Annotated in this window: 14 protein-coding genes; all 14 read right to left on the bottom strand. The window is 39.8% G+C overall.

Annotation, left to right across the window (positions count from 1 at the left end; translation table 11 throughout):
• Nucleotides 1–42 precede the first annotated feature (42 nt).
• The 14 genes from hepT to rpsA all read right to left on the bottom strand — a co-directional run bounded on the left by hepT (nucleotide 43) and on the right by rpsA (nucleotide 12,081).
• Nucleotides 43–1,011 (bottom strand): heptaprenyl diphosphate synthase component II, encoded by a 969-nt coding sequence (gene hepT, locus LF822_RS02725; protein WP_253922420.1) that lies wholly within the window; start codon nucleotides 1,009–1,011, stop codon nucleotides 43–45.
• A 15-nt stretch (nucleotides 1,012–1,026) separates the two neighbouring features.
• Nucleotides 1,027–1,737 (bottom strand): demethylmenaquinone methyltransferase, encoded by a 711-nt coding sequence (locus tag LF822_RS02720; protein WP_253922419.1) that lies wholly within the window; start codon nucleotides 1,735–1,737, stop codon nucleotides 1,027–1,029.
• Nucleotides 1,738–1,740: 3 nt separating this feature from the next.
• Nucleotides 1,741–2,529: a heptaprenyl diphosphate synthase component 1 gene (locus tag LF822_RS02715; protein WP_253922418.1), complete on the bottom strand. Its 789-nt coding sequence runs from the start codon at nucleotides 2,527–2,529 to the stop codon at nucleotides 1,741–1,743.
• A 96-nt stretch (nucleotides 2,530–2,625) separates the two neighbouring features.
• The gene (gene mtrB / locus LF822_RS02710; protein WP_253922417.1) at nucleotides 2,626–2,850 is read right to left on the bottom strand and encodes a trp RNA-binding attenuation protein MtrB; all 225 of its coding nucleotides are present in this window, start codon (nucleotides 2,848–2,850) and stop codon (nucleotides 2,626–2,628) included.
• A gap of 122 nt (nucleotides 2,851–2,972) precedes the next feature.
• Entirely contained in the window at nucleotides 2,973–3,245 is a 273-nt protein-coding gene (locus LF822_RS02705; protein WP_082233987.1) for an HU family DNA-binding protein, read from the bottom strand.
• 359 nt (nucleotides 3,246–3,604) lie between these two features.
• Nucleotides 3,605–5,083: a stage IV sporulation protein A gene (gene spoIVA, locus LF822_RS02700; protein ID WP_253922416.1), complete on the bottom strand. Its 1,479-nt coding sequence runs from the start codon at nucleotides 5,081–5,083 to the stop codon at nucleotides 3,605–3,607.
• 161 nt (nucleotides 5,084–5,244) lie between these two features.
• The gene (locus LF822_RS02695) at nucleotides 5,245–5,967 is read right to left on the bottom strand and encodes a hypothetical protein (RefSeq protein WP_253922415.1); all 723 of its coding nucleotides are present in this window, start codon (nucleotides 5,965–5,967) and stop codon (nucleotides 5,245–5,247) included.
• A gap of 13 nt (nucleotides 5,968–5,980) precedes the next feature.
• Nucleotides 5,981–6,178 carry a DUF2768 domain-containing protein gene (locus tag LF822_RS02690; protein ID WP_253922414.1) on the bottom strand — a complete coding sequence of 66 codons (198 nt, stop codon included), beginning with the start codon at nucleotides 6,176–6,178 and terminating at the stop codon, nucleotides 5,981–5,983.
• A 203-nt stretch (nucleotides 6,179–6,381) separates the two neighbouring features.
• A complete protein-coding gene (locus tag LF822_RS02685) occupies nucleotides 6,382–6,642 on the bottom strand; it encodes a stage VI sporulation protein F (protein ID WP_253922413.1) in 261 nt (86 codons plus the stop codon).
• A gap of 60 nt (nucleotides 6,643–6,702) precedes the next feature.
• Complete coding sequence (locus LF822_RS02680) at nucleotides 6,703–7,743, bottom strand: NAD(P)H-dependent glycerol-3-phosphate dehydrogenase (RefSeq protein ID WP_253922412.1); 1,041 nt, start codon at nucleotides 7,741–7,743, stop codon at nucleotides 6,703–6,705.
• Between the two features lie 19 nt (nucleotides 7,744–7,762).
• On the bottom strand, nucleotides 7,763–9,073 hold the full coding sequence (der, locus tag LF822_RS02675) for a ribosome biogenesis GTPase Der (RefSeq protein ID WP_253922411.1): 1,311 nt from the start codon (nucleotides 9,071–9,073) through the stop codon (nucleotides 7,763–7,765).
• A 176-nt stretch (nucleotides 9,074–9,249) separates the two neighbouring features.
• Nucleotides 9,250–9,831, bottom strand: a complete 582-nt coding sequence (locus tag LF822_RS02670; RefSeq protein WP_253922410.1) for a YphA family membrane protein — start codon at nucleotides 9,829–9,831, stop codon at nucleotides 9,250–9,252.
• Between the two features lie 54 nt (nucleotides 9,832–9,885).
• Complete coding sequence (gene fni / locus LF822_RS02665) at nucleotides 9,886–10,923, bottom strand: type 2 isopentenyl-diphosphate Delta-isomerase (protein WP_253922409.1); 1,038 nt, start codon at nucleotides 10,921–10,923, stop codon at nucleotides 9,886–9,888.
• Nucleotides 10,924–10,938: 15 nt separating this feature from the next.
• Nucleotides 10,939–12,081, bottom strand: coding sequence for a 30S ribosomal protein S1 (rpsA, locus tag LF822_RS02660; protein ID WP_253922408.1), 1,143 nt, complete (start codon nucleotides 12,079–12,081; stop codon nucleotides 10,939–10,941).
• Between the last annotated feature and the right edge of the window lie 82 nt (nucleotides 12,082–12,163).

Below are 12,163 nucleotides of genomic sequence, written 5' to 3'. Positions count from 1 at the left end.
CATAAAAGATTTTACCAAACTTTCATCAGGGTGGCAAACCTTTTATGTCCTTCTTTTTCCAATATATTTCGCAATACCTTTGAGTGTCTGCTTAGCTCTATTCTGAGGTAAACACTCCAACGCCTCATAAGCTTTCTTTAAATAACGGTCACTTAACTCTAATGACCTTTCAATTGATCCATTGCTTTTAATTTTATCAATTACTGCAGAGAAATCTCCTGGGACTCTGTTTTCTTTTAGAAACAGGCTCATCAGGTCTGACTTGAGTTCATTATCCTGAAGTGAGTATAAAACAGGAAGAGTAATGTTTCCTTGAATTAAATCACTGCCCGCCGGTTTACCCAACTCCTTTTCTGAAGCTGTGAAATCCAGTACATCGTCGATAATCTGGTAGGACATCCCCACATAATAACCATAAAGGTGCAAAGCCTTTTCTTCTTCCTTTGTAACATTAGCAGCAATAGCACCCATTCTACAGCTTGCCGCAATAAGGATGGCCGTTTTTCTTTTTATTCGCCTTAAATACTGCCTGATGTTTTGCTCAAGATTATACTTATCTTTAATTTGCTCAATTTCACCTAAACAAAGTTCTACCATTGTTTCTGCTAACACCTGATGTGCTAAAGGGTTGTTTAAGGAGGTTAGATTTTCTAAAGAGCGGGCAAATATGTAGTCCCCTGTATACATGGCTATCCGATTGTCCCATTTTGACTTAATTGTCGGCTCTCCTCTCCTCACTTCTGCTTCATCGATTACATCGTCATGGACCAGTGAAGCTGTATGTATGAGTTCAAGAGATACTGCGACGGCTTTCATTTGATCAATCTGATAATCTCCAAATTTGCCGGCAAGTAACACAAAAACAGGACGGATTCTTTTCCCCCCCGCTCTTAAAAGTTGACTTGACGCCTCACGCAATACAGGATTTTCAGATTGGATGGTTTCATTTACTGCTTCTTCAATTGTTGCTAAATCCTGTTTAAGAAAGGAATAAATCATAGCCAGTTTCATTGTCTTCATCCTCAATTACGATGGTTTTTCACCCATGTGCATCGCTGCCGCCCCGCCTGTATAAGACTTCACTTGTACATCAACCAACCCTGATTCGTAAAAAAGATCAGCCAATTCAACTTTACCAGGAAAATCTTTTGCGGACTCGTGCAACCAGCTGTATTCATTATAACTGCGGGCAAACAGCTTTCCAAAGACAGGCATTATATAACCAAAATAAAAATAGTAAAGCCTTTTAAAAACTGGGTTTGTCGGCTGTGATGTTTCTAAACAGACCACTTTTCCACCGGGTTTTACAACTCGGTGCATTTCTTTTAATACTTGCAGATAATCAGGTACGTTTCTTAAACCGAATCCTATCGTAACGTAATCAAATTGATTATCTTCAAAAGGAAGAGCCATCGCATTACCATGTTGGAATTCCACATGCTTCATACGGGACTCAAGCTTCTTTCTTATAGCTACGGACAGCATATTCTCGCTGAAATCCAGGCCGATTACCTTTCCGGATGGACCCGTTTCACCTGCTAAAGACATCGTCCAGTCCCCGGTTCCACAGCAAACATCCAGGGTCGAACCGCCCCTTTTCACCTTCATACGTTTCATAACATCTTTTCTCCAGAGTCTGTGCTGCTGAAATGAAATTATTGAATTCATTGCATCATATCGATTATAAATTTTTTCGAATACGTGATGCACCCGTTCTTCTTTAGACTGTTGCTGCATCTCTTACCCTTCCTCTGCCATATGTGTTTTATAAAAGCGGTGATAGATCGATGAATCTATATAAGCCTTCAGCCAATTAAAATGAATAGGCAGTTGTGAAACCGTCACTTCAATTTTAGTAATTTGTTTATGAATCAACTGTTCAATATTAGTCAGGAGTTGAGTGCTCGTTTCTTCCGGTCTGTTTATTAACAGCTCAATCACGGGGGAGAACCGGCCTTCCTGATAGCTGTTCTTTTCTTCCATCAGCCTTTTAGTAAATAACCAGTCCCCTGCCATTTCGCTGATCGCTGTCTTTTGGACACAGTCAGCAACCCGCTGAATAAGCAATGATTCAATCTTCTTTAATGAAGTGAAAAATTCTTGAAAGGACTCTACATCTTTATAATACAAATCCATCTTCAGCTCATTTATTTCTTTAATTGCACCCGCTAAAGTGCGGACCATCGGAATATCATTTAACTGCGCAAGCATGTAGTAATACAACCCACTGTAATAATCCCCTGCCAGCACGGTTAATTGTCTGGTTCTTACCGTCTCATGTTCATCATCATTATCAGAAAGAGTAACAAGATCATGAGTATCCAGTGCAATTTGCACAAGCATTGTAGTAACTATATATTTTTCTTTTTTGTATGCAGGAAGAGTTGTGTGATCCATGATAGATATCAGAATAGCGAGCTTGTCCTCATCGATAACGGGATCCGCAATAAACTTAGCTAAAAAAGGATGGCGGACCTTAGCGGCAATTGTTGTCTTTAATTGGTCAATATGCATATCTGATGGATTCACCTTTTATCACCTAATCCCTTTCTACCGCACATCTAAAATATAATTATTATAGCATAAAGCATCACATTATGCTTACTATGTAAACGGCAGAGATGCTTACTCTGCTTCATTCTTCATTTCGCCATGACTTGTTTGAATGATAGCTTTTCCTCTTATTTTCACAGCTGAGGTATGCTCGGTAAACTGGGCGATCATTACTTCATTACGGTCTAACTTTTCTGAATGATGAAAACGAGTATCTGTACCACGGGTTAATCCGATTACATTTACTCCGTCTTCTAATGCTTTAATTACAAAAAAATCATTATCTGAAGCAGCCATTTACAGAACTCCTTTCGTTAACTTTAACTATCTCTTATACCTTTTATTATGTCAAAAATTCTAATTATTTACCATTGAAAAAGGGGTGCTTTTAAAAGCACCCCTTAAGCCCTATGTAGCTATTATTTAACAGCATCTTTAAGGGCTTTACCAGGTTTGAAAGCAGGAACTTTGCTTGCAGAGATTTCAATCTCTTCACCTGTTTGTGGGTTACGGCCTTTACGTGCCGCACGCTCACGTACTTCAAAGTTACCGAATCCAATCAATTGAACTTTCTCACCATCTTTTAGTGAATCCATGATAGATTCGAATACAGAATCAACCGCTTGTGTTGCGTCTTTTTTGGAAAGCTCAGCTTTCTCAGAAACTGCATTGATCAGGTCTGTCTTGTTCATGACATTCACCTCCTTCCAAGAAGGTTGGTCTTTTAAGCGACTATTAATTCACTTAAAGTGCCTCTAAAATCATCAATATATGATGACAAGCCTTATATTAAACGACTTTGATAGGAAATTCAATAGAGAAAACTTATAAGAATGCCTATTTCTAGCCATTCTTCACTTTTTTCGGAAGTTATATACCTTCTCCACGGAATATTTTACATAAACATTAAAATACGCTAAAACCTTGATATATCAAGGTTTCAGCGTGAATGAAGTCTGTGTAATAATATTAATCTGGTTTACATAAAAATATGATTAAAAACTTTTGTTTTATTTTCTAAAAAAAATTAAAACGGCTCTTTAAGGAGCCGTTATAAGATGATCGCTATCATTCCGCCTGAGCCTTCATTAATAATTCTTTCTAAAGTTTCTTTTAATTTATATCTGGCATTTTCCGGCATAAGTGAAAGCTTTGCCTGGATCCCTTCTCTTACGATAGAACTTAATGAACGGCCAAAAATATCAGAATTCCAAATAGAGAGCGGATCTTCTTCAAAATCCTGCATTAAATATCGGACAAGCTCTTCACTTTGTTTCTCCGTACCAATAATCGGAGAAAATTCCGACTGAACATCAACCTTAACCATATGAATTGAAGGCGCCACTGCCTTTAACCTTACTCCAAACCTGGATCCCTGGCGAATAATTTCTGGTTCGTCTAACTCCATATCTTCTAATGAAGGGGCAGCAATTCCATAGCCGGTCTGCTTCACCATCTGTAAGGCATCAGCAACTTGATCATACTCTCTCTTTGCGTGTGAAAAGTCCTGCATAATCTCAAGAAGGTGATCTTTACCTCTAATTTCTTCCCCTACAATTTCTTTGAGCACTTGGTCATACAAGTAATCCGGTGCCTGGAGATCGATTTCTGCAATTCCTTCTCCCAGGTCCATACCGGAAATGTGAGCACCCGTTATATGTTCATATTGATCAAAATTACCAATTACTTGATCTACATCCCGAAGTCTTTTAATATCTTGAACTGTTTCTTCTATAGCTGTCTGCAGGTGTCTGCGCAGCCAGTGGCGGGAGTCAAGCACCATAACCCAGCTTGGAAGATTCACGTTTACTTCAAGGACTGGAAATTCAAATAACGCTTCCCTTAGAACGTTATGAACGTCCTGATCACGCATGCTTTCTACAGATAATGCAAGGACAGGAATATCATATTTCTCCTGCAGCTGTTTTCTTAAATGTTCGGTACGATCACTGTGAGGCTGTGCGGAATTAACAACCATGATAAATGGCTTACCAACTTCCCTGAGCTCTTCCACTACCTTCTCTTCCGCTTCGACGTAGTCAGCACGAGCAATCTCGCCGATTGTTCCATCAGTTGTGACGACAATACCAATGGTTGAGTGTTCCTGAATCACTTTTTGTGTACCGATCTCCGCAGCTTCATGAAAGGGAATCGCTTCCTCATACCATGGTGTGTGAATCATTCTAGGACCGCTTTCATCTTCATATCCGACAGCACCATTTACAGCATAGCCAACACAGTCTACCATGCGGACACGGACGTCTAAGTGCTCATCAAACTGAATAGTAGCAGCCTGATTAGGAACGAATTTAGGTTCAGTGGTCATTATGGTTTTCCCTGCGGCACTTTGAGGCAGTTCATCCATGGCTCTTTCTCTTTCGGAATCATCCTCCATATGAGGAATGACAACCAACTCCATGAACTTTTTTATAAATGTTGATTTTCCTGTCCGAACCGCACCTACAACTCCCAGATAAATATCTCCATTAGTACGCTTGGAGATATCACTGAAAATATCAACCTTTTCCAAAAGATCCCCTCCCAGATAAATTTCACAAAATTACAAGCTTGGACACTCTCATTCTATGACATCACCCCATGTAATTATGCTCGAATTCATTAAGTTCTCGAAGTTCGTTCTGACTACATAGTAAAATCCCCCCTATCCACAAGGGATAAGGGGGATGATCTTTAAGAGTCAGCTGACATGAAGACAAGTTCGCCATCCTCTAATGTATAAGGCGGAGAATAAGCTGGGGCAATTGGAGTATGATCCGTCAAGAAGTAACGAAGGTCATCTCCCTCCTCATAGGAGTGCTCCTCCTCCTCTAACAACGGGTAGATTTCTTTTCTGTAATCAACAAGCAGTTCTCCTCGTTCATTTATATACACAGGCAGTTTTTGATCGGAATACGGACTGTCTATAGTCGGAGCACTCTCCAGCCCCATTTCTTCATACTTAAGGTCGTAAACACCTTTTGCAATCTTATTGTTAAGAGGTGGGAATTCATTCTCATTCTCATAGAAATCCACCTTTAACTGAAGAGACCTTAAGGCTTCAGTCATTCTTAAATCCACCACTTTGACAGTAGGATCTTCATCCGGATTAATAATAACGTACTGGTAATGTCCCCCGTTTTCAAATGAATTACCAGGGGCCTCACCTATCAGTCCGCTTTCTCTTAATTTAGAAAAGTCCAAAGGATACTTTAAAAAAGGTGGAGTATCTTCCTCCTTTGTTTTAATCGGAAGTAATCCAGATTCTTGTTCCTTATATTGTGACACTGCTGTCTGTACCGATTCTAACTGCTCCTGGTTTGTAGCATTATTTTTCTTAAGCTCAGACTGAGGATAAAGACAGCCGGTCAGCATGAACAAAACTGCCGGGATACTCAGCCACTTTAGTAATTTCATGAGGGTCCCCCTTCTAACCTGTCGGTCCGCTTAATACGATGTAAAGTATAATAAGACCGCCAAAAATCATAAACAAATAAGCAAAAACAGCAGTTATGATAGAAATAATTCCTGATAATTTAAACCTGCTCAAATAAATTAAGCCTGTGGCAAGAAATAAAGAAATGATTCCTGCAAAGGATATGTACATTTTCAACATCGCTACTGACATAAAAAACTTCCTCTCCTATATTCCCATTGAACTCGTTGGTATTATACCACAGCTGTACATTCTTAAGAAGTCAAAAAAAAATCCGGAGCCCCTATGCTCCGGTTGACTAAATAATTCCCATAAATAGCTCATACGTATTAATTGCTACGGATTATAGTATGCGCAATTTTGGAGGACTGTCTCCTTAAAACGCCTACATATACTTAACCTTTAAAGTATTTACTTAAAGTATTCATGTCCAGAGGTATGTTTTGGTTTACGATTGCCTCCACAATTTTATCCTCTTTTTGCTTAGAAACCGGCTTGTTAGCCACACGAGCTAATTGTCTTACTAAACGCCTTACCACTTTTTCATCACTGAAGTCCGCATTTTTCACTGAATCAGCTACTTTATACACGTCATCTGGATTAATATTTGCTTTATTCTGCAAATGATCAAAAATGTTTTTTTGAAAATTACTCACTACTATTGACCTCCTCGTGCAATTTGTTCTTGGTAGTATATGCACGAGAAGATTAATGTGTTAGTTGTTCATTTGATCATCAAGGATATTCGTTAAATCCTCCATCTCATGACGTCGGATGCGGGTCATGAGCTGCGTCACCACATCTCTTGGATCAGCATTTTCAAATAAAATCCGGTAAATTCCGGCCGTTATCGGCATGTCAACCTCTTGTTTCTTAGATAATTGATATGCTGCTTTTGTCGTACGGACTCCTTCGACAACCATTCCCATTTCTTCAAGTACCTGGTCCAGGTCAGCTCCTTTTCCCAGCTTATTCCCTGCTCTCCAGTTACGGCTGTGGGCACTTGTACACGTAACGATAAGATCACCTATACCTGTTAAACCAGAGAATGTCAGCGGATTAGCTCCCATAGATGTTCCAAGTCTGGCAATTTCCGCTAAGCCGCGTGTAATCAGAGCTGCTTTTGCATTATCTCCAAACCCCAGCCCATCAGAAATCCCTGCACCAAGGGCAATAATATTCTTTAACGCTCCTCCAAGCTCTACACCAACTAGGTCCGGAGAAGTATAAACTCTAAACTTCTCATTAATAAAGAGATCCTGTACAGTTGCAGCTACGTTTAAATCCTTGGAAGAAACGGTGACGGTAGTTGGATGCTTCAAACTCACTTCTTCGGCGTGACTTGGACCTGACAGTACGACAATATCCTTATAAAAGTCTTTCGGTATTTCTTCAGCGATAATTTCAGACACACGCTTGTACGTTTCAGGCTCAATCCCCTTTGCAGCGTGAGTAATCGTTACTTCTGAAGTTAAATGCGTGACTAATTCCTTGCATACTTCCCGAACTGCCTTAGTTGGTACAACTAGAATGATATGATCGGCTTCTTCCACGACACTTTTCATATCTGAGCTCGCATAAATAGCAGCAGGAATTTCAATATCTTTTAAATATTTTTCATTTTTATGTGCAGCGTTAATTTCAGCAGCGTGTTCTGCCCGGTGTGACCAAAGCTGAACGTCATGACCATTTTCCGCCAAAACTATAGCAAGAGCTGTGCCCCAGCTTCCTGCACCTAATACAGCTGTTTTACCCATATCCTATTCTCCTCTCAGTTTAGCTACGTTTTCTGGCAATAATTTTTATTGGAGTTCCTTCAAATCCAAACGCTTCCCTAATCCTGTTTTCTAAGAAGCGTTCGTAAGTGAAATGCATGAGTTCGGGTTCATTTACAAATACCACAAAAGCAGGAGGTTTAACCGCTACCTGGGTGGCATAAAAGATTTTCATTTTCTGCCCTTTAATTGAAGGTGCAGGATTCATAGCAAGCGCATCCATAATGACTTCGTTTAAAATATTTGTTTGAACTCTACGTGCGTGATTTTCACTTGCTTCAATCACTTTAGGCAATAACGTATGAGTTCTCTTTTTTGTCTTTGCAGATAAAAATACGATAGGAGCATAGTCTAAAAAACGGAAATTGGATCGGACATCATCTTCAAATTCCTTCATAGCTTTCTCATTTGATTCAACAGTATCCCATTTATTGACGACAATTATGACTGCTTTGCCGGCTTCATGAGCATAACCTGCTATTTTTTTGTCCTGCTCCTGTATTCCTGTCTCTGCATCAATTAAACTTAAAACCACATCAGAACGTTCAATGGCTTTGAGCGCCCGCATTATACTATATCTTTCAGTTGCTTCGTAAACTTTCCCCTTCTTACGCATCCCTGCCGTATCTATAATAACGTAATCTCTGTCATCTTTTGAAAAAGGGGTATCAATAGCATCCCTCGTCGTACCGGCAATATCACTAACAATAACTCTGTCCTGCCCAAGGAGACTATTAACTAGTGAAGACTTTCCAACATTTGGCCGGCCAATCAAACTAAATCTTATAACATCATCATCTAAATCTTCTATTTCACGTTCAGGAAAATGCTCTACAACAGCGTCAAGCAAGTCGCCTAAACCGAGTCCATGAGTTCCTGAAATAGGATAAGGCTCACCAAAACCAAGAGCATAGAACTCGTAAATATCTTCTCTCATTTCTGGGTTGTCCACTTTATTTACAGCGAGTACTACAGGTTTATTGGACTTAAACAAAATCTTGGCTACTTCTTCATCGGCACCCGTTATTCCGTCTCTGCCATTTACCATAAAAACAATTACATCAGCTTCATCAATGGCTACTTGAGCCTGAGCACGCATTTGAACAAGTAATGGTTCATCCCCAAGTTCAATACCGCCTGTATCAATTAAATTAAATGTTGTATTTAACCATTCAGCTTCAGCATAAATACGATCCCTTGTGACTCCGGGTGTATCTTCAACAATCGAAATACGATCGCCGACGAGTCGATTAAATATAGTAGACTTGCCTACATTCGGCCGCCCTACTACAGCTACTATAGATTTCCGCATGAAAGGATCATCCTTCCCCTGTCTATTTATCAGCCATTCCCATTTTTCGTCTATACAAATATAAAAAAATACTGCTGTTCAATGGAGTCACTCGTTTAAGCAAACTTCCATAAGAATAGCAGAAATGACCTAACTTTATTATATTAGCAAATTCCTTTACTTTATACAATCGATTTTTAGCGATACACCAGTGCTTTCTTGTTACGCTTTAACTTCGCTGAAGATCTTTTTAAATAGGAAATCCCATTTAAAATAAAAATTACTACAATTCCTTGTAATACTGTGGTGTGGACGTTCACATAATCCGGCATAAAGTCCAGGAACAGAATATCACTTACAATTCCTGCCGTAATTACACCCAGAATATTCATGATCAGCCAAAGTCCAAGTTGACTATTAAAAGTGAAGGTCAAATAATGGAAAATAATTAGCACACCAACAATAGCGATTTGAACACCGGGGAATAAATACCAAACCGGATTACTCAGCAGAAACAATTGAAACACTGCCCAGCAAAAGGTAAATAACACTGGCCAGAGCTGTTGAAAGATCGGACGGGGCTCTGCCCATAAATATATACCGAAAAAGCACTGAATAACTAAAGAAGTCCAGAGAAATACATCCATATGTATGAACGGCAAAAATATCATTTGCAGTAAAACAAAGGTAAGCAGTGCCGTCTTTTTATATTTACGGGAAGTTAAAAAAAATAAAATAATGATAACTATGAACCAGGCATACCAGTAATATACAGCCATAATATCTCTCCTCCGTTTTATTATGGCTGATCTATAACTTATTTAAACATGTATCTAATCCATCAGCTTACAACGTTGATCCACCCATTCTTTTGTTTTGCCATGTAAAGTATAAGGGCTCTGCCTCAATTCTGAAACATTTTTTGAGTTTGTCAGCATCATAACCATTTTAATCTCTTTCTTGACATGTTCTATTTGATCAATTAAGGAATCATACCCTTCTTCTATTAAAACTTTTAATAAACTTCCTGCCATGCCGAACGCTTCAGCACCAAGCACCAGAGTTTTGGCTCCATCAACTCCGTGCCGAATGCCTCCTGACCCTAAAATGTGAAGTCCTGGTAACTTATCCTGGCTGACTTCTGCTAAAGAAATCGGAGTTGGAATACCCCAGTTATCAAATGAAGCAAGCGGTTTTTCTCTACGCATATTCTCGACTTTAGAAAAATTTGTACCTCCTCTCCCACCGACGTCGATATACCGGACACCTAATTCATAAAGTTGTTTGACGGCGTCTTTTGACATTCCATACCCTACCTCTTTAACAATGACAGGTATATCTATACCGCTCACTATAGCTTCAATATTTGCTATACGGCTTGAAAAATCACGATCGCCTTCGGGCATAATTAATTCTTGAAGCGTGTTTAAATGGATTTGTAATGCTTCAGCTTCAATCATATCAACTGCTGATTCTGCCTGTTCCAGAGAAGCCTCGGTTCCTACATTGGCAAAGACAGGGCCATGTTTGTTTTCCTTCCGTACTATCTCATAGCTGGGGCGCTCGGCAGGGTCTTTTATTGCTGACATCTGGGAGCCTACAGCCATTCCGATCCCAGTCTCTGCAGCTGCCCGGGCCAGTTGCCTGTTAATCGTTAAAGTTCGATCCCCACCGCCTCCGGTCATAGCATTTACAAAAATAGGAGAACTTAGATTAAGTTCTCCTACATTAGCATTTAAATGAAGTTGATCAAAGTTCATACTCGTTAAACTTTGATGGACAATGTTTATATCATCAAAATGGTTGTAAACATCGTGCGTATGACTTAAGGCGTGCTGAATGTGATCGAGCTTGCGTTTAGCTCTAGACAAATCCTTCACCGCCTGTTACTTTTTGTATTTATCCAGCTGATCTCCAATCATATCGCTAAGTGAAAATCCTGAGTTATCGTCTTCTTTCTCATATTGCTTCACTTCATCTCTCGCTTGTTCCTTCTCAAGTTCTTTCATGCTGAGAGATAATCTTTTTGCGTCTTCATCTACATCAAGGACTTTAACATTCACTGTCTGACCTTCTTCTAAAACCTCGCCGGGAGTACCAATGTGGCGGTTAGAAATCTGGGAAATATGAACAAGTCCTTCCACACCAGGGAAGACTTCAACAAAAGCACCGAAGCTTACAAGACGACGCACAGTACCTTCTACCACCTCACCTGCCTGTACACGACTGGATATGTCGTGCCATGGTCCAGGCTGGGTAGCTTTTAGAGAAAGTGAAATCCTCTCGTTATCACGATCCACTGATAACACTTTAACCTGGATTGTTTGACCTTCTTCTACTACATCTGACGCTTTCTCCACGTGCTCATGAGAAAGCTGTGAGATATGTACTAGACCGTCAATACCGCCAAGGTTTACAAAAGCACCGAAGTCTGTCAGTCTCTGTACTGTTCCTTCAATGACTTGTCCCTCTTCCAATGATTGAAGAACCTCTTGTTTCTTAGTAGATTCTTCTGCTTCTATAACTGCGCGGTGAGAAAGTATGACACGATTTTGGTCACGGTCAAGCTCCACCACTTTTAAGCTCAGTTCTTTACCTTTGTAATTTTCAAAGTCTTCAACATAGTAAGTTTCGACTAAAGAAGCCGGAATAAAGCCGCGCAGTCCAATATCTACTACAAGTCCGCCTTTAACAACGTCCTTCACTTCTGCAGTAAAAGTTTCACCGCTTTCATATTTCTCTTCGAGATCCTGCCATGCCTTATCTGCATCGACCGCCCTCTTAGAAAGGACAATTTCATCATCTTCTACCTTCTTAACTTGAAGTTTGAGTTCGTCACCTTCGCTAACGACATCTGAGGCTTTTTCTACATGCAGACTGGATAATTCACTAATAGGAACAATACCTTCAACTTTATATCCTACATCCACAAGGACTTGTTTTTCTTCAATTTTTACGACTTTACCAGTCACAATATCCCCTGCAGAAAATTCTTTCATACCTGATACTTCATGGTTCATTTCATCCATGCCAAGCTACCTCCTTCAATTTCCGACACAACCTGAATACAGAAATGCCCTTTTGTCTAACTTCTAATATTTGAAGCGGTTT

Source organism: Halobacillus sp. A5 (genome assembly GCF_024189315.1).
Classification (GTDB): domain Bacteria; phylum Bacillota; class Bacilli; order Bacillales; family Halobacillaceae; genus Halobacillus_A.
The sequence above is the reverse complement of the archived record's forward strand: the minus strand, read 5'-3'. Positions and strand labels throughout refer to the sequence as shown.

Bases quoted from the DNA above. Each gene is read 5' to 3' on its own strand.
- hepT (WP_253922420.1), bottom strand. From the start codon at position 1,011: ATGAAACTGGCTATGATTTATTCCTTTCTTAAACAGGATTTAGCAACA.
- LF822_RS02720 (WP_253922419.1), bottom strand. From the start codon at position 1,737: ATGCAGCAACAGTCTAAAGAAGAACGGGTGCATCACGTATTCGAAAAA.
- mtrB (WP_253922417.1), bottom strand. From the start codon at position 2,850: ATGGCTGCTTCAGATAATGATTTTTTTGTAATTAAAGCATTAGAAGAC.
- LF822_RS02705 (WP_082233987.1), bottom strand. From the start codon at position 3,245: ATGAACAAGACAGACCTGATCAATGCAGTTTCTGAGAAAGCTGAGCTT.
- LF822_RS02695 (WP_253922415.1), bottom strand. From the start codon at position 5,967: ATGAAATTACTAAAGTGGCTGAGTATCCCGGCAGTTTTGTTCATGCTG.
- LF822_RS02690 (WP_253922414.1), bottom strand. From the start codon at position 6,178: ATGTCAGTAGCGATGTTGAAAATGTACATATCCTTTGCAGGAATCATT.
- LF822_RS02680 (WP_253922412.1), bottom strand. From the start codon at position 7,743: ATGGGTAAAACAGCTGTATTAGGTGCAGGAAGCTGGGGCACAGCTCTT.
- der (WP_253922411.1), bottom strand. From the start codon at position 9,073: ATGCGGAAATCTATAGTAGCTGTAGTAGGGCGGCCGAATGTAGGCAAG.
- LF822_RS02670 (WP_253922410.1), bottom strand. From the start codon at position 9,831: ATGGCTGTATATTACTGGTATGCCTGGTTCATAGTTATCATTATTTTA.
- rpsA (WP_253922408.1), bottom strand. From the start codon at position 12,081: ATGGATGAAATGAACCATGAAGTATCAGGTATGAAAGAATTTTCTGCA.